The sequence below is a fragment of the Streptomyces sp. NPDC006339 genome, assembly GCF_040612775.1.
Lineage (GTDB): Bacteria > Actinomycetota > Actinomycetes > Streptomycetales > Streptomycetaceae > Streptomyces.
Window position 1 is genome coordinate 1 of record NZ_JBEXQW010000043.1, and the last position, 16,452, is coordinate 16,452.

A 16,452-nucleotide genomic window follows, 5' to 3' on the forward strand; every position below is an offset into this window, starting at 1 on the left:
GACATCGGCGACCGACGACAACGCGGCGAGCGTGCGTGCGCATGGGGGCACCTCCCAGGCGAAGCTCTGGGGGAGTCGCGAGCCCGGCAAGATCCGAAAGACACGGCCTAGAAGAAGCCGCAGGTCGGGGCGGACTCGACGGGTGCCTCGGCACCCTCCGCACCACTGGGGACCGAGATCTCCAGGCGGGTGCCGTCGGGGTCGTGGAAGAAGATGCCGCCGGAGGCCGCGCCCTCCGCGTGGGGGACGACGCCCTCGTACGCGAAGTGGGTGCCGCGGGCCTTCAGGGCGGCCTCGGCGGCGCGCACGTGGTCGATCGACTCGGCCTGGAAGGCGAGGTGGTGCAGGCCGGCCCGGCCGGAGTCGTATCCGCCCTCGGCCTGCTGCCAGAGGGTGAGGGTGAGCCGGCCCTCCTGGCCCAGGAGCGCGTAGCGGCGGCCCTCCTCCTTGCCCTCGCGCAGGACCTGGAAGCCGAGGACCTCTCCGTAGAAGCCGAGCGAGCGCTCCAGGTCGGTGACGTTGAGGCCGATGTGAGCGGTGGTGAGCGTTCCGACGGACATGACTGTTCCCCTCCACGGGCGAGATGCGACTAACCCTTCAATGCGACTTTAGAGGTTAGATCACTCCGCGTGCAACCGGTCACGTAACCTTGAGGGGTTAGTTCCGGTTCGGACCGCCGAGGAGGGCGCCCGCCATGACCGTCATCGACCCGCGGCCACTCACCGGCGAACCCGTCTCCCTCGACCTGCTCAACACCCGCTGGAACCACGAGGGCGTCCGCCGGGACCTGCTCGACGACACCGAGGGGCTCGCCGTCTGGCTGGCCGCCCACGGCCTGGACGACCGCTTCACCGCCGACGCGACCACCCTGCGGCACACCCTCGCCGCCCGGGATGCCCTCGCCGCCCTCGTCGACCGCCCGGGCGACCCCGAGGCCACCGCCCGGGTCGACGCCGTCCTCGGCCACGGCCGCATCCGCGCCACCCTCACCCCCGAGGGCCCCGGCGAGCGGCCGGAGTTCGCCGACCCCGCCTGGGGACCGGGCTGGACCGCGGCGCGCGACTACCTCGACCTGCTCCGCACCCACCCCGACCGGATCCGCGCCTGCGCCCACGAGGCGTGCATCCTGCACTTCTTCGACACCTCGCGGAACGGCACCCGCCGCTGGTGCTCGATGGCCGCGTGCGGCAACCGGGCCAAGGCGATGCGCCACTATGCCCGTACAAAGGATCACTAGTCCCGACAGTCGGCCCGCGACACCCCCGCGACGCCCCGTCACCTCGTCCCCGTTGAGGCCGTTTCGTCCCCCGTGGCGCATGTTCCGCAGTGGCGGATGTGTGCCACGGACGCATTCCGCCGCCCGGTAACTCTCCCCAAACCCCTGTCACTTGCGAAAGGCTGAGCGGTCATCCGGTACCGAAATCCGGACCCTCTCCTTCACAAACAGGGATGTAAATGACCACCCCCGAAACCCAGAGCTCCATATCCGGGCGCTCGACCCCCGGGACCAGACGCGCGGCCCGCATCGCCGCCGCCGCCGGACTCGTGACCGCCCTGGTCGCGACCGGTGCCGCCCCGGTTCTGGCCGCCGAGGACCCGGCGGCCACCTCCCCGGTGAAGGCCGCGGACTCCGCCGACAAGCTCGGCCCCACCGACGCCCAGCGGCTCGACGCGGCCGAGGCGGCCGGTGAGAAGCACGTCACCGTCCTCGTCGCCACCGCCCCCGGCGCCACCGAGCAGGTCGCCGGCCAGCTCGACGCCGTCCCCGGCGCCTTCGTCGGCAAGCAGGACGACAAGCTCGGCTACGTCCGCGCGACCCTGCCGACCGGCAAGGCCGACGCCGCGATCAAGGCGGCCGGCAAGCTCTCCTCCGTCCAGTCGATCGACCTCCAGGCCGAGATCAAGCTGGACGACCCGACCCCCGACGCCGGCACCGCCGGCGCCGTCGAGGGCACCACCGTCACCACGACGTACCCGGCGCCCGGCAAGAACACCCCGGCGAAGAACCCGTACAACCCGTCCCACGAGACGGGCGCGGTCGAGTTCGTCGAGGACCACCCCAGGGCCGACGGCCGCGGCGTGACCATCGGCGTCCTCGACTCCGGTGTCGACCTCGGCCACCCGGCGCTGCAGAAGACCACCACCGGCGAGCGCAAGATCGTCGACTGGGTCACCGCCACCGACCCGCTGACCGAGGGCGACGCCACCTGGCGCGCCCAGATCACTCCGGTCACCGGCCCCGTCTTCACCGCCGCGACGCAGAGCTGGAAGGCGCCCGAGGGCTCCTACCAGTGGAGCCGCTTCAGCGAGTCGATCACCGCGGGCGGCGACCCGGCCGGTGACATCAACCGCGACGGCGACACCACCGACACCTTCGGCCTGCTGTACGACCCGGCCGCGGGCACGGTCCGCGTCGACTCCGACCAGAACAACGACTTCACCGACAACGCGCCGATGAAGCCGTACAAGGACGGGCACCAGATCGGCTACTTCGGTACCGACAACCCGGCCACCGAGGTCGTCGAGAAGACCCCGTTCGTCATCGAGATCCGCAAGGACGTCCCGATGGACGTCCTGGGCGGGAGCTGGGTCGGCCAGAAGCGCGACTTCGTCAACGTCGGTCTCGTCGAGTCCTCGCACGGCACCCACGTCGCCGGCATCACCGCCGCCCACGGCCTCTTCGGCGGCCGGATGAACGGCGCCGCGCCCGGCGCGAAGATCGTCTCCTCGCGCGCCTGCACCTGGACCGGCGGCTGCACCAACACCGCCCTCACCGAGGGCATGGTGGACCTCGTCGTCAACCGCGGCGTCGACATCGTCAACATGTCGATCGGCGGCCTGCCCGCGCAGAACGACGGCGACAACGTGCGCGCCCGCCTCTACACCCGTCTGATCGACGAGTACGGCGTCCAGTTGATCATCTCGGCCGGCAACTCCGGCCCGGGCATCAACACCATCGGCGACCCCGGCCTGGCCGACAAGGTCGTCTCGGTCGGCGCGGCCATCTCCAAGTCGACCTGGGCCGCCAACTACGGCTCGGCCGTCGAGAAGCCGTACGCGATGTTCCCCTTCTCCTCGCGCGGCCCGCGTGAGGACGGCGGCTTCACCCCGACCCTCACCGGTCCGGGCTCGGCCGTGAACACCATCCCGACCTGGCAGGCGGGCTCCGGCGTCGCCGAGGCCGGCTACAGCCTGCCCGCGGGCTACGGGATGCTCAACGGCACCTCGATGTCCTCCCCGCAGGTGGCCGGCGCGAGCGCGCTGCTGCTCTCGGCCGCCAAGCAGAAGGGCATCGAGCTCTCCCCGCTCACCCTGCGCACCGCGCTCACCTCGACCGCCAAGCGGATCGGCGGGGTCGCCGCGCACGAGCAGGGCGCCGGCCTCATCGACATCAACGAGGCATGGGACTCGATCAAGGACGGCGCGACCGCCCACGCCTACAAGGTCGAGGCCCCGGTCGACACCGCGATCTTCCCGGCCCCGCACACCGGCACCGGTGTGTACGACCGTGAGGGCGGCCTCAAGGTCGGCCAGAAGAAGGTCTACGACGTCACCATCACGCGCACGAGCGGCCCGGACCGGGCCATCGAGCACGAGCTGGAGCTGAAGTACAACGACGGCACCTTCCGGATCCTCGGCGACGACGAGATCGACCTGCCGCTGAACAAGCCGGTCACCGTCAAGCTCCAGGCCCGGCCCACCACCGCCGGTGTGCACAGCGTGATCCTGGAGGCCGACGACGAGCGCACCGAGGGCGTCGACAAGCAGATCCTCGCCACCTCGGTCGTCGCGAACGACCTGGTCGCCCCCGGCTACGGCTTCTCCGCCACCGGCTCGGTGCAGCGCAACAGCCACAAGTCGTACTTCGTGACCGTCCCGGAGGGCGCCAAGTCCCTCGAGGTCGCCATCGGCGGTCTGAAGGCCAAGAGCCAGACCCGCTTCATCGCGATCCACCCGTACGGCGTGGCCATCGAGTCCACCGCGTCCAACGTGTGCTACCCGCACTACAACCCGGCGAACACCTGCCGGCCGGACCTGCGCTCGTACGCCAACCCGACGCCGGGCGTCTGGGAGATCGAGGTCGAGTCGCGCCGCACCTCGCCCGACCTGGACAACCCGTACAAGCTGGACGTGTCGGTGCTCGGCGCCGCCTTCGACCCGGCCGTGCAGACCGTCGCCGAGGCGAAGGTCGGCACCCCGGCCGCCGTCGAGTGGACCGTCACCAACAAGTTCGCCGCCGTCGAGGGCAAGCTGAAGGGCGGCTCGCTGGGCTCGGCCAAGGTCGAGACCCCGACGATCCGGCACCACGAGAAGCAGACGAAGACCGTCACCATCGGTGAGGGTGTGGAGCGGCTCGACGTGGCGATCGGCAACACCTCCGACAAGGCCGCCGACCTCGACCTCTCGGTCAAGCTGGACGGCAAGGTCGTGGGCTCGTCCGCGGACGGCGACTCTGAGGAGTCCGTCACGCTGATCAAGCCGGCGCCGGGCACCTACACGGTCGAGATCGACGGCTACTCCGTCCAGGCGGCCGAGGGCACGACCTTCGACTACCGGGACGTGTACTACTCCGCCGCGCTCGGCAGCGTCCAGGTCGACTCCGCCAAGACCTACCCGCTGGCCAACGGCGCGTCCGCCAAGGTCGCCGCCCAGGTCCTGGTCGCCGGTGCCGCGCCCGAGGGCCGGCAGTTCTTCGGCGAGGTCCAGTTGCTGAACGCGCGCGGCACCGCCGCGGGCGCCGGCAGCGTCGTGATCGGCAAGGTCACGCCGTAACACGCGTCACATCCCCGCATGGGGAGTGAGGGGGCGGGCATCGAAACCGGTGCCCGCCCCTTTGGCGTCTTACCGTCTCCCGGGGCCGTCCCGTCCCTTGGACAATGGATTGGACAAGGCGCCCCGGGCCACACGCATGATGGATGCGGCACCACCCTGCACACACATTCGGAGGATCCCCGTGAAGGTCGGAATCGTCGGAGCGACCGGTCAGGTCGGCACAGTCATGCGCAAGATTCTGGCCGAGCGCGCCTTCCCGGTGGACGAGCTGCGGCTCTTCGCCTCCGCCCGCTCCGCGGGCACGGTCCTCGACGGCATCACGGTCGAGGACGCCTCCACGGCCGACTACACGGGCCTGGACATCGTCCTCTTCTCGGCCGGCGGCACCACCTCCAAGGCCCTCGCCGAGAAGGTGGCCTCGCAGGGTGCCGTCGTGATCGACAACTCCTCCGCCTGGCGCCGCGACCCCGAGGTCCCGCTGGTGGTGTCCGAGGTGAACCCGCACGCGATCAAGGACCGCCCCAAGGGCATCATCGCCAACCCGAACTGCACCACGATGGCCGCCATGCCGGTCCTCAAGCCGCTCCACGACGAGGCCGGCCTCACCGCGCTCGTCGCCACCACCTACCAGGCCGTGTCCGGCTCCGGCCTGGCGGGCGTCGCCGAGCTCGACGGCCAGGTCAAGGCCGTCGCCGAGCGCGCCACCGAGCTCACCCACGACGGCGAGGCCGTGGCCTACCCCGAGCCCGGCGTCTACAAGCGTCCGATCGCCTTCAACGTGCTGCCGCTGGCCGGCTCGATCGTCGACGACGGCTCCTTCGAGACCGACGAGGAGCAGAAGCTCCGCAACGAGTCCCGCAAGATCCTCGAGATCCCGGACCTGAAGGTCTCCGGCACCTGTGTGCGCGTGCCCGTCTACTCCGGCCACTCCCTCCAGGTCAACGCCCGCTTCACGCGTCCGATCAGCGTCGAGCGCGCCTACGAGCTGCTGAAGGACGCCGAGGGCGTCGAGCTCTCCGAGATCCCGACCCCGCTCCAGGCCGCCGGCAAGGACGCCTCCTACGTGGGCCGCATCCGCGTCGACGAGACCGTCGAGAACGGCCTCGCGCTGTTCCTCTCCAACGACAACCTGCGCAAGGGCGCGGCGCTCAACGCCGTGCAGATCGCGGAGCTCGTCGCGGCGGAGCTCCAGGGCTGACAGCCGTACGGACCCGGTGAGGGCGGCCACCCGTGGGGTGGCCGCCCTTTCCCCTGTTCGCCCTGGGAAATGAACCGTGCGCCGCCGACACGCCCCGTGGAAGGATGGGCCAAACGTCACGAAACCGAGGAGTTGACCGGGTGCCTGGCACGAACCTGACCCGTGAAGAGGCGCAGCAGCGGGCGAAGCTGCTGTCCGTGGACGCGTACGAGGTCGACCTCGACCTCTCGGGTGCGCAGGAGGGCGGCACCTACCGGTCCGTCACCACCGTCCGCTTCGATTCCGCCGAGGCCGGTGCGGAGACCTTCATCGATCTCGTCGCCCCCGCCGTCCACGAGGTGGTGCTCAACGGGCACTCCCTCGACGTGGCCGCCGTCTTCCGGGACTCCCGGATCACGCTGCGGCACCTGAAGCAGGGCCGCAACGAGCTGAAGGTCGTCGCGGACTGCGCGTACACCAACACCGGTGAGGGCCTGCACCGCTTCGTCGACCCGGTCGACGGACAGGCGTATCTCTACACGCAGTTCGAGGTGCCGGACGCCCGTCGCGTCTTCGCCTCCTTCGAGCAGCCGGACCTGAAGGCGACCTTCCAGTTCACCGTGAAGGCGCCGAGCGGCTGGTCGGTCATCTCCAACTCGCCGACGCCGGAGCCCAAGGACGACATCTGGGTCTTCGAGCCGACGCCGCGGATCTCCACGTACATCACCGCGCTGATCGTCGGCCCCTACCACTCGGTGCACTCGACGTACGAGGGCCCCGACGGCCAGGTCGTGCCGCTCGGCATCTACTGCCGTCCCTCGCTGGCCGAGTACCTCGACGCGGACCACATCTTCGACGTCACGCGGCAGGGCTTCACCTGGTTCCAGGAGAAGTTCGCGTACGACTACCCCTTCGCCAAGTACGACCAGCTCTTCGTGCCGGAGTTCAACGCCGGCGCGATGGAGAACGCGGGCGCGGTCACCATCCGCGACCAGTACGTCTTCCGGTCGAAGGTGACGGACGCGGCGTACGAGCGCCGGGCCGAGACGATCCTCCACGAGCTCGCCCACATGTGGTTCGGCGACCTCGTCACCATGGAGTGGTGGAACGACCTGTGGCTGAACGAGTCGTTCGCCACCTACACCTCGGTCGCCTGCCAGGCGTCCGTCGAGGGCACCCGCTGGCCGAACGCCTGGACCACCTTCGCCAACGCGGAGAAGACCTGGGCCTACCGCCAGGACCAGTTGCCGTCGACGCACCCGATCATGGCGGACATCAACGACCTGGAGGACGTGCTCGTCAACTTCGACGGCATCACCTACGCCAAGGGCGCCTCCGTCCTGAAGCAGTTGGTGGCGTACGTCGGCCAGGACGAGTTCTTCAAGGGCGTGCAGGCGTACTTCAAGCGCCACGCCTTCGGCAACACCCGTCTCACCGACCTGCTCGGCGCGCTCGAGGAGACCAGCGGGCGTGACCTGAAGGCATGGTCGAAGGCGTGGCTGGAGACCGCGGGCATCAACATCCTGCGGCCCGAGATCGAGACCGACGAGAACGACACGATCACCTCCTTCGCCGTCCGCCAGGAGGCCCCGGCGCTGCCCGCCGGCGCCAAGGGCGAGGCCGTGCTGCGCCCGCACCGGATCGCGATCGGCTTCTACGACCTCGACCCGGCCGGCAAGCTGGTCCGCACCGAGCGGGTGGAGCTGGACATCGAGGCGACCGAGCGGACCGCCGTCCCGCAGCTCGCGGGCCGGGCGCGCCCGGCGGTCGTGCTGCTCAACGACGACGACCTGTCGTACGCGAAGGTCCGGCTCGACGAGGTGTCCCTGAAGAACGTCACCGCGCACCTGGGCGACTTCACCGAGTCGCTGCCGCGGGCGCTGTGCTGGGCCTCGGCCTGGGACATGACCCGGGACGGCGAGCTGGCCACCCGCGACTACCTGGACCTGGTGCTCTCGGGCATCGCCAAGGAGACCGACATCGGCGTGGTCCAGTCGCTCCAGGGCCAGGTCAAGGCGGCTCTGGAGCTGTACGCGGCGCCGGAGTGGCGGGAGGCGGGGCTGAGCCGCTGGACCGAGGCGACCCTGGCGCACCTCCAGGCCGCCGAGCCGGCGAGCGACCACCAGCTCGCGTGGGCGCGGGCCTTCGCGGCGACCGCCCGCACCCCGCAGCAGCTCGACCTGCTCGCCGCTCTCCTGGAGGGCCGCGAGACCGTCGAGGGCCTGGCCGTCGACACCGAGCTGCGCTGGGCCTTCGTCCAGCGGCTCGCCGCGACCGGCGTGTACGACGAGCCGGAGATCGCGGCCGAGCTGGAGCGCGACCGCACGGCGGCGGGCGAGCGCCACGCGGCGACCGCCCGCGCGGCGCGGCCGACCGACGCGGCCAAGGAGCAGGCGTGGGCCTCGGTCGTCGAGGACGACAAGCTGGCGAACGCGGTGCAGGAGGCGGTGATCAGCGGCTTCGTGCAGACCGACCAGCGTGAGCTGCTCGCCCCGTACACGGCGAAGTACTTCGCCTCGATCAAGGGCATCTCGGAGACCCGCAGCCACGAGATCGTGCAGCAGATCGTGGTGGGCCTCTACCCGACGCTCCAGGTGTCGCAGGAGACGCTCGACGCGACGGACGCCTGGATCGCCGAGCACGACCCGGCGCCGGCGCTGCGGCGTCTGGTGACGGAGTGCCGCGCGGGCGTCGAGCGCGCCCTCAAGGCGCAGGCGGCGGACGCGGCGGCGGCCCGCTAGGACCGGTCCGTGGTCCGATGACCGACGAAGGGGCGCCCTCCCCCGGGGGGCGCCCTTTCGCCGTGCTGGGGGGGAGTTGCTCGGGCGGTGGGGCGGTGGGGCCGTCGTCAGGCGGTGAGCCCGCCGGCCCGTCAGCCCGTCAGCCCGTCAGGCGGGCGTAGCGGGTGCGCAGGGTGGCCGCGCCCTCGTCGGTGAGGCTGCCGTGCAGGCGCATCCGGGCGATGCCGCCGTCGGGGAAGGCGTCGAGGCGGACGTGGGTGACGACCGCCTGGGCGGGGAGGGTGAAGCGGTGGAGGGTGTCGGGCTGGAGCCGGGTGCGCGGGATGATCTCGAACCACTCCGCGCCGCCCGCCGGGTCGCCGTTGCAGCCCTGGAGGGCGATCCAGCCGGCCGAGTTGCCCTTGAGGTAGGCGGTGTCGATCTCGACCGCGCGGACCGCGCCCTGGGCGGCGAGCCGGAAGCGGACCCAGTCGTTCGTGCCGCGGACCCGGCGGCGGCGGTTCTCCCAGCCGTCGTCCATCTTGCGCGAGGTGCCGGGCAGGATGATCTGGGTGGGCGAGGAGTAGAAGCGGTCCGAGGCGTCCTCGTACACCCCGCCGTTGACGACGGCGATCAGGTCGAGGGTGCCGAGGACGTCCAGCCACTCGGGGTCGGGGACGACCTCGCCGTGCACACGGAGCCGGGCGATGCCGCCGTCGGGGTGCTGGCAGAGCCGTACGTGGGTGTAGCGGCGCTCGGCGGTGACCTGGAAGCCGTTGGCGGCGTGGCCGCGCACGGGGGTGGGCGGGACGAGCTCCTCCCACTTCGCGTCGAGGAGCTCCTCGGGGCTCGGCGTGCCGTCGACGGCGGCGGCCTGGACGCTCACCCGCTGCGGGTAGTTGCCGCGGAAGTGGGCGGTGTCGACGACGATGCCGCGGATGACGCCGGGCGCGCCGAGGCGGACGATCGCCCAGTCGTGGTCCTCGGGGGCGGGGAAGGGGTGGCCGGCGTCGGTGCCGCGCCGGCGGCGGGTCTCCCAGCCGTCCATGATCTTGCCCTTGTGCCCGAAGTGCTCGGGGTCGAAGACGGCCCGCTCGCGGACGAGGAGGTTCTCGCGCTCGGCGAAGAACTCGTCGTTCGCGGCGACGACTCCGGCGCCGAGGCGGCGGTCGGCGAGGTCGACGAGCTCGGTGAAGGGGAAGTCGCCGGCGCGGTAGTCGGCGTACGGGTCGCCTCCGGCGTAGGGGGCGGCGTCGTTGGCGTGCGGGTCGTCGGCGAGGGAGTCTGCGAGGGAGTCCGTGAGGGCGGCGTCAAGGCTCATGTCTCGACTGTGCCGCTCGACCACACCGCAGGTCCATCGAATGTTTTCGAGGTCGCTTTTCAGCTCTGCTGAACGGTCTCGCGCTGGAGGGCGGCCTGACGCAGCGCCGCGAGCACCCGCGCGACGGCCGGATGCTCCTCCGCCCCGCGCCGTACCGCGGCGACGACATGACGCAGCGGCTGGTCGGCGGAGAGGACCCGCATGACGACGCCGCTGCGGCGCTCGGCCGCGGCCATGCGGGGGACGAGGGCCACGCCCATCCCGGCCTCGACCATGGCGAGGATGGCGGTCCAGCCGGCCGCGCTGTGCGCCTGCTCGGGCACGAATCCGGCGGCCTCGCAGGCGGCGGTGGTGATCTCGGACCAGGGCCCGGAGCCGCCGAAGATCCACGGCTCGGCGGACAGGTCGGCGAGCCGGAGCCCGGGGGCGTCCGCAAGCGGGTGCCCGGTGGGCAGGGCGACGTCGAGCGGGTCGGCGAGCAGCGGCACCCGGCTGAACCGGGGGTCGCGGGCGGTGGGCGCGTGGGCGGCGAGCGAGAGCGCCAGGTCGACGTCGCCGGCGGTGAGCAGTTCGTACGCCTCGGCCGCCTCCGCCTCGCGGATCCGGAGGTCGAGTCCGGGGTGGGCGGAGCGCAGCGCCTGGACGGCGGGGACGACGAGGGCGGGCACGGCGGTGGAGAACGCGGCGACCCGCACCCGGCCCGCCTCCCCCCGCAGATAACCGCCGAGTTCGGCCTCGGCCCGCTCCAACTGGGCGAAGACCGCCTCGGCGTGCCGCAGCACCAGGTGGGCGGCGTCCGTCAGCCGCACCCGCCGCCCGTGCGCCTCCAGGACGGGCACGCCGAGCTGCCGGGAGAGGTTGGTGAGCTGCTGCGAGACGGCCGAGGGGGTCATGAGCAGCGCCTCGGCGGTCGCGGTGACGGTCCCGCGATCGCGCAGGGTGCGGAGGATCTGGAGCTTCTTGATGTCCCACTCGGTCATGGGGCGCAACCTACCGGGCGGCCGGCCGGGCCCCTGGCGTCGCCGCCGACGCCAGGGCCACCCCGCCCAGGATGAGCCCCATGCACGCCACGCCCAGGAGTCCCGGTCGCTCGCCGAGGAGGGCGTACGAGAGCAGGGCCACGCAGACCGGCTGGAGGTAGTAGACGACTCCGGCGCGGGCGGCGCCGATCAGGGTGATGGCCTTGTTCCAGGCGAAGAAGGCGACGGCGGAGGAGAAGACGCCCACGTAGAGCAGCGGGCCGACGGTTCCGGCGGTGACGGGGAAGCCGCCCTGGAGGGCGAGGGAGAGGGCGTAGGCGGGGGCGAGCATCAGGGCGCCGAGGACGAAGGTGGTGAAGAGGAAGGCGAGTCCGTCGATCTCGGCGGGCTTGCGCTTGAGGAGGGCGCTGTACGAGGCGAAGGACAGGGCCGCGGCGAACATCCACAGGTCCCCGGCGGCGAGGTCGACGGTGAGGGAGCCCTTGCCCACGAGCAGCAGCACGCCGAGGACGGCGACGAGGAGGCCGAGGAGCCGGCGGGCGCCGAGGCGTTCGCCGCCGAGGCGGGCGTAGCCGGCCATGAGGACCGGGGAGGCGGCCATGATCATGCCCATGTTGGAGGCGGAGGTGGTCAGTCCGGCCTGGTGGACCAGGGTGTTGTAGAGGGCGACGCCGAACAGCGAGGCGAGGGCGACGAATCCGAGGTGACGGCGGATCACCGCGCGCTGCCGCCAGAACGGGCGGGCGGCGAACGGGGCGACGGCGAGGAGTGCGACGATCCAGCGCCAGAAGACGGCCTGGACGGGCGGGATGGTGTCGGCCATGTCGCGGGTGGCGACGAAGCTGCCGGACCAGACGACGGTCGCGAGCAGGGCGAGCAGCACGCCGAGGCCGGCGCCCCGCGCGAGCTTCCTCGCGGGCGCCGGCCTCTCGGTGGCGGGTTCTGCGGTGGGGGTGGGTTCTGCGGTGGCGGCGGTGGTTTCGGGGGTGGTCGGGTGGCGGGCGGTGATCAGGGTCATGCCGCCTACCGTCGCACCTCGCGATCCTCCAGGTCCATCGAAACTTCCTGACCGTTCTTTTCAGAATTTACGAACGGTTGCTTCTTGCTCGGCGGGGTGAGCTGGCCCGCCAGCGTCGCACCGAAGGCGATCACCATGCCGATCAACTGCACCGGACCGAGCGCCTGCCCGAGCGCGGCCCAGCCGATGACGGCGGCGGTGATGGGCGAGAGCGGCCCGAGGAGGGTGACCGAGGAGGCGCTGAGGCGCTCGATGCCCCGGAACCAGAGGAAGTAGGAGACGGCGGTGTTGCCGAAGGCGAGGTAGGCGTAGCCGGCGAGGTGGGTGCCGGTGAGGGCCGGCGGGGCGCCTTCGAGCAGGAAGGCGACGGGCAGGATGATCAGTCCGCCCGCGGAGAGCTGCCAGCCGGTCAGGGCGAGCGCGCCGACGCCCTCGGGGCGCCCCCAGCGCTTGGTGAAGACGGTGCCCGCGGACATCGACAGGGCGGAGAGCAGTCCGGCGATCACTCCGACCGCGTCGAGCGCCGCCCCGGCCTTGAGCACGACGAGGCTGACCCCGAAGGCGGCGGCGATGGCGGTGAGCAGCGCCCTGACGGTCGGCTTGTCGCCGAGCAGGAGCGCGGCGAGGCCGACGACGAAGAGCGGGCCGACCGAGGCCACGACGGCGGCGACTCCGCCGGGCAGGCGGTAGGCGGCGAGGAAGAGGAGCGGGAAGAAGGCGCCGATGTTGAGGGCGCCGAGCACGGCCGACTTCCACCACCAGGCGCCCTGCGGCAGCTTGCGGGTGAGGGCGAGGAGCAGCAGTCCGGCGGGCAGGGCCCGCATCAGACCGGTGAACAGCGGCCGGTCGGGCGGCAGGAACTCCGTGGTGACGAAGTAGGTCGAGCCCCAGGAGATCGGAGCGAGGGCAGTCAGGGCGATGGTGGCGGCCTTGTGGGACATGACGGTTCCCCCCTGCGGTGGCGACGAGCCGGACCGGTGCGTCCCGGCCGTCCGGCTGGCGTGGTGTGCCTTGGCGGTAATTAACTTAGCACTAAGCTACTTACGTGCAAGTGGCTTTCTTGCAAGTGAGTCAGCGGAGAGGGAAACTGCATTCCATGGAGAACCACGACGCCGTCGACGCCATCACCGACCAGTGGGCCGTCGTCCGCCCCGACCTGGACACCCTGCCGATGGCCGTCTTCGGCCGGATCTACCGGCTGGCGAACGCCATGCGCGCCAAGGTCGACAAGGCATACGCGCCGTACGGCGGGATGTCGCTGGGCGAGTTCGACGTGCTGGCGACGCTGCGGCGGTCCGGTGAGCCGTACACCCTCTCACCGCGCGAGCTGACCGCCACGCTGATGATCACGACCGGCGGGATGACCGGCCGGCTCGACAAGCTGGAGCGGGCCGGACTGCTCACCCGCAACCCCGACCCGAACGACCGGCGCGGACTGCGCGTCACCCTCACCGAGGAGGGCCGCGTCCTCGTGGACCAGGCCGTCGGCGCCGGGCTCGCCCAGCAGCGCGCGGCCCTGGAGGCGGCGCTCACCCCGGAGGAGGCGCGGCAACTGGCCGGCCTGCTGCGGCGCCTGCTCGCCACCACCGTCTGACGGTCCGACGGCCCCGGAACGACCGCCCGGAGGCGCCTGAGGACACACGAGGGCGCCGCGCGGTACGTCGTACCGTGCGGCGCCCTCGTGAACGTACGAGTGGGCCTTACGCCTTCTTCTTGGACTTGTCGAGCACCATCACCAGGCCGGTGATCACCAGGAACAGCACCAGCGGAGCGGCCACGAACAGGCCGAGGGTCTCGACGACCTCCAGCTTGGGGGCCGGGTCGTCACCGTCGTCGCGGGTGAGCGCGAGCGCGGGGGACGACATGAGCAGCATCATCAGCGTCGTACCGGCCGCGACGGCGCCGGCGCGCAGGGCGTTCTTCTTGTCCACGGTGCAAAAGTAGCGAACACCTAAACCGCCCGCGCGCCCGGGGGTGCCGTACGGGCCCCGACCCGGTCCGCGAGCAGCCGCAGCAGGTCGTGCGCGCGGGGCGAGGCGGCCAGCTCCTCCAGGGCGAGCGGCTGTCCGTCCGGGCCCGCGACGGGCAGCCGCCAGTTGGGGTACTGGTCCCAGGTGCCCGGCAGGTTCTGCGGCCGGCGGTCCCCCACCGCGTCCGGCAGCCACATCCCCACCATGCGGGCCGGGGTGGCGGCCAGGAAGCGGTGCAGGGCACGGATCTCCGTCGCCTCGTCGCCCGGCCCCTCCGGCAGATGTCCGAGCCGCTGGAGCAGGCCCAGCCACTCCGTCGTCTCGGCCGCGTCCCGGCCCCGCTCGCGCTCCAGGTCGCCGGTGAGCAGCCCGAGCCGGTGGCGCAGCGTCACATGGTCGCCGGAGAGCCGGGCCGCGGTGGACGGCAGGTCGTGGGTGGTGACGGTGGCGACGCAGTCGGCCCGCCACTCCTCCGGCGGCAGCGGGCGGCCGGTGCCGGTCCAGTCCCGCTCGAACCAGAGCACGGAGGTGCCGAGCACCCCGCGCCGCGCGAGCGCCTCGCGCACCCCCGGCTCGACCGTCCCCAGATCCTCGCCGACGACGGCGGCCCCGGCCCGGTGGGCCTCCAGGACGAGCACGGCGAGCATCGCCTCGGAGTCGTAACGGACGTACGTGCCCCCGGTCGGCTCGTCGCCCTCGGGCACCCACCAGAGCCGGAACAGGCCCATGACGTGGTCGATCCGCAGCGCGCCCGCGTGGCGGAGCAGTTCGCGCAGCAGTCCGCGGTACGGGGCGTAGCCCTCGGCGGCCAGGGCGTCGGGGCGCCAGGGCGGCAGGCCCCAGTCCTGGCCGCGGGCGTTGAAGGCGTCGGGCGGTGCGCCCACCGACATGCCGGCGGCGAAGACGTGCTGCTGCGCCCAGGCGTCGGAGCCGTCCGGGTGGACGCCGACCGCGAGGTCGTGCACGATCCCGACCGCCATGCCCGCCTGCCGGGCGGTGCGCGCGGCCTCGGCGAGCTGGCCGTCCGTCAGCCAGGCGAGGCGGCAGTGGAAGTCGACCCGGGCGGCCAGTTCGGCGTCGGCCCGGACCACCGCCTCGGCGGTCCGCGGGTGGCGCAGCCGCTCCGGCCACTCGCGCCAGCGGTGGCCGTGCCGCTCGGCGAGGGCCTGGTAGGTGGCGTGGTCCTCCAGGGCCCGGCCGCGCTCGGCCAGGAAGTCCCGGTAGGCGGCCCGGCGGCCGGGCCCGAGCTCCACGGCGTGCACGAGCTCCAGGGCGCGCCGCTTGGCGTCCCACACCGCGTCCCGGTCGATCAGCGCGCCCTTGCCTAGGACCCGTTCGCGCAGCTCGGCCGCGTCCGCGAGGACCCGGTCGAGCTCCTCGCGGTGCGCGGGGTCGACGTACGGGTACTCGGGGACGTCCTCGACCCGCAGATGGACCGGGTCGGGGAAGCGGCGCGAGGAGGGCCGGTACGGGGAGGGGTCGGTGGGCGCCCCGGGCACGGCCGCGTGCAGCGGGTTGACCTGCACGAAACCGGCGCCGTGCGTGCGGCCCGCCCAGTCGGCGAGTTCGCGCAGGTCGCCGAGGTCGCCCATGCCCCAGGAGCGGGCGGACAGCAGCGAGTAGAGCTGGACGAGCAGTCCGTACGCCCGGCCCCGGGGGGCCGGCACGCGGGCGGGGGCCACGATCAGGGTGCTGGTGCCGCCGCGCCCGTCGGGGGCGCGGGCGGCGAGCCGGTGCACGCCGAGCGGCAGGGTGCTCCAGTCGGGGCCCGTGAGGGTCCGGCCGTCCTCGGTGGTGACCGTGAGCCGGGTGCCGGGCGGCAGATCACGCGCCGCCCACGCCGGCGCGTGCCGCGCCTGCTCCCGCGCCCGGCCTTCCCGTACGGGGCCCGGCGCCTCATCCCGTACGGGTACGGGGCCCGGCGTCTCGTCTCGTACGGGGCCCGGCGTCTCGTCTCGTACGGGGCCCGGTGTCTCGTCCCGTGCAGAGCCCGGCGTGTCGTCCCGCCAGTGGACGACCGTGGGCGGCAGGAGTCGCTCCTCGGCGGCCCGTTCCGCCGTGGCGAGCGCCGCGGCGACCGCCTCCGGGGTGGACGCGTCGACGTCCAGGGCGCGCAGGACCGCCACCACGGTGGCGTCCGGCACGCTGACCGTGACGCCCGCGGAGGGGGCGTACTCGGTGGCGACGCCGTGCAGGGCGGCGAGACGGGCCAGGGTCACGTCACACTCCTGGGGACTCCGAACCGCCGGCGGTGGCGCGGGCGGTGGGTTCGCTGGTCAAGGGCGCCGCCTCCATCAGCGGCGGCTCGCTGGTGAGCGGCGCGGCATGGGCGAGGGGCGGCTCGCTGGTGAGCGGCGTTCCCTGCGCCGGAATCCGTATCGGATTCCGAAGCGGCTTCCGTACCTGTTTGCAGGCGTGGTCGGTGGCGGTCACGGGATCTCCCGGTTCGTCTCGACAGGTAAGACAGTCAGGACAGCAAGGGGAGCCCTACCC

The 16,452-nt window shown here is 72.4% G+C and carries 13 protein-coding genes; 5 read left to right on the forward strand and 8 right to left on the reverse strand.

Translation table 11 applies throughout. The features are described from left to right. Nucleotides 1-107 precede the first annotated feature (107 nt). Nucleotides 108-560: a VOC family protein gene (locus ABZ135_RS29210; RefSeq protein WP_356699722.1), complete on the reverse strand. Its 453-nt coding sequence runs from the start codon at nucleotides 558-560 to the stop codon at nucleotides 108-110. A gap of 134 nt (nucleotides 561-694) precedes the next feature. Here ABZ135_RS29210 and ABZ135_RS29215 point away from each other — a divergent pair, with 134 nt between their 5' ends. The 4 genes from ABZ135_RS29215 to pepN all read left to right on the forward strand — a co-directional run bounded on the left by ABZ135_RS29215 (nucleotide 695) and on the right by pepN (nucleotide 8,691). After that, nucleotides 695-1,237 (forward strand): CGNR zinc finger domain-containing protein, encoded by a 543-nt coding sequence (locus tag ABZ135_RS29215; protein ID WP_356699724.1) that lies wholly within the window; start codon nucleotides 695-697, stop codon nucleotides 1,235-1,237. Nucleotides 1,238-1,455: 218 nt separating this feature from the next. Next, nucleotides 1,456-4,773: a S8 family serine peptidase gene (locus tag ABZ135_RS29220; RefSeq protein WP_356699726.1), complete on the forward strand. Its 3,318-nt coding sequence runs from the start codon at nucleotides 1,456-1,458 to the stop codon at nucleotides 4,771-4,773. A gap of 181 nt (nucleotides 4,774-4,954) precedes the next feature. Further along, entirely contained in the window at nucleotides 4,955-5,971 is a 1,017-nt protein-coding gene (locus ABZ135_RS29225) for an aspartate-semialdehyde dehydrogenase (protein WP_356699728.1), read from the forward strand. A 140-nt stretch (nucleotides 5,972-6,111) separates the two neighbouring features. Next, complete coding sequence (gene pepN, locus ABZ135_RS29230; RefSeq protein WP_356699730.1) at nucleotides 6,112-8,691, forward strand: aminopeptidase N; 2,580 nt, start codon at nucleotides 6,112-6,114, stop codon at nucleotides 8,689-8,691. Between the two features lie 139 nt (nucleotides 8,692-8,830). On the opposite strand, the gene alc is transcribed toward pepN, so the two are convergent. Genes alc through ABZ135_RS29250 form a run of 4 tightly spaced genes read right to left on the reverse strand, consistent with a single transcriptional unit; the run spans nucleotide 8,831 to nucleotide 12,930 of the window. After that, nucleotides 8,831-9,991 carry an allantoicase gene (gene alc / locus ABZ135_RS29235; RefSeq protein WP_356699732.1) on the reverse strand — a complete coding sequence of 387 codons (1,161 nt, stop codon included), beginning with the start codon at nucleotides 9,989-9,991 and terminating at the stop codon, nucleotides 8,831-8,833. 59 nt (nucleotides 9,992-10,050) lie between these two features. Then, the gene (locus ABZ135_RS29240; protein WP_356699734.1) at nucleotides 10,051-10,971 is read right to left on the reverse strand and encodes a LysR family transcriptional regulator; all 921 of its coding nucleotides are present in this window, start codon (nucleotides 10,969-10,971) and stop codon (nucleotides 10,051-10,053) included. 10 nt (nucleotides 10,972-10,981) lie between these two features. After that, nucleotides 10,982-11,989: a DMT family transporter gene (locus ABZ135_RS29245; protein WP_356699736.1), complete on the reverse strand. Its 1,008-nt coding sequence runs from the start codon at nucleotides 11,987-11,989 to the stop codon at nucleotides 10,982-10,984. A 5-nt stretch (nucleotides 11,990-11,994) separates the two neighbouring features. Further along, nucleotides 11,995-12,930, reverse strand: coding sequence for an EamA family transporter (locus tag ABZ135_RS29250; RefSeq protein ID WP_356699738.1), 936 nt, complete (start codon nucleotides 12,928-12,930; stop codon nucleotides 11,995-11,997). Between the two features lie 155 nt (nucleotides 12,931-13,085). Here ABZ135_RS29250 and ABZ135_RS29255 point away from each other — a divergent pair, with 155 nt between their 5' ends. Next, a complete protein-coding gene (locus tag ABZ135_RS29255) occupies nucleotides 13,086-13,583 on the forward strand; it encodes a MarR family transcriptional regulator (protein ID WP_356699739.1) in 498 nt (165 codons plus the stop codon). A 106-nt stretch (nucleotides 13,584-13,689) separates the two neighbouring features. On the opposite strand, the gene ABZ135_RS29260 is transcribed toward ABZ135_RS29255, so the two are convergent. The 3 genes from ABZ135_RS29260 to ABZ135_RS29270 are packed head-to-tail and all read right to left on the reverse strand — an operon-like array spanning nucleotide 13,690 to nucleotide 16,392. After that, on the reverse strand, nucleotides 13,690-13,920 hold the full coding sequence (locus tag ABZ135_RS29260) for a hypothetical protein (protein WP_352075850.1): 231 nt from the start codon (nucleotides 13,918-13,920) through the stop codon (nucleotides 13,690-13,692). A gap of 20 nt (nucleotides 13,921-13,940) precedes the next feature. After that, a complete protein-coding gene (gene malQ, locus ABZ135_RS29265; protein WP_356699741.1) occupies nucleotides 13,941-16,178 on the reverse strand; it encodes a 4-alpha-glucanotransferase in 2,238 nt (745 codons plus the stop codon). A 1-nt stretch (nucleotide 16,179) separates the two neighbouring features. Then, on the reverse strand, nucleotides 16,180-16,392 hold the full coding sequence (locus tag ABZ135_RS29270; protein WP_356699816.1) for a hypothetical protein: 213 nt from the start codon (nucleotides 16,390-16,392) through the stop codon (nucleotides 16,180-16,182). Between the last annotated feature and the right edge of the window lie 60 nt (nucleotides 16,393-16,452).

Bases quoted from the DNA above. Each gene is read 5' to 3' on its own strand.
- ABZ135_RS29255 (WP_356699739.1), top strand. From the start codon at position 13,086: ATGGAGAACCACGACGCCGTCGACGCCATCACCGACCAGTGGGCCGTC.
- ABZ135_RS29210 (WP_356699722.1), bottom strand. From the start codon at position 560: ATGTCCGTCGGAACGCTCACCACCGCTCACATCGGCCTCAACGTCACC.
- ABZ135_RS29215 (WP_356699724.1), top strand. From the start codon at position 695: ATGACCGTCATCGACCCGCGGCCACTCACCGGCGAACCCGTCTCCCTC.
- ABZ135_RS29250 (WP_356699738.1), bottom strand. From the start codon at position 12,930: ATGTCCCACAAGGCCGCCACCATCGCCCTGACTGCCCTCGCTCCGATC.
- ABZ135_RS29240 (WP_356699734.1), bottom strand. From the start codon at position 10,971: ATGACCGAGTGGGACATCAAGAAGCTCCAGATCCTCCGCACCCTGCGC.
- ABZ135_RS29220 (WP_356699726.1), top strand. From the start codon at position 1,456: ATGACCACCCCCGAAACCCAGAGCTCCATATCCGGGCGCTCGACCCCC.
- alc (WP_356699732.1), bottom strand. From the start codon at position 9,991: ATGAGCCTTGACGCCGCCCTCACGGACTCCCTCGCAGACTCCCTCGCC.
- ABZ135_RS29245 (WP_356699736.1), bottom strand. From the start codon at position 11,989: ATGACCCTGATCACCGCCCGCCACCCGACCACCCCCGAAACCACCGCC.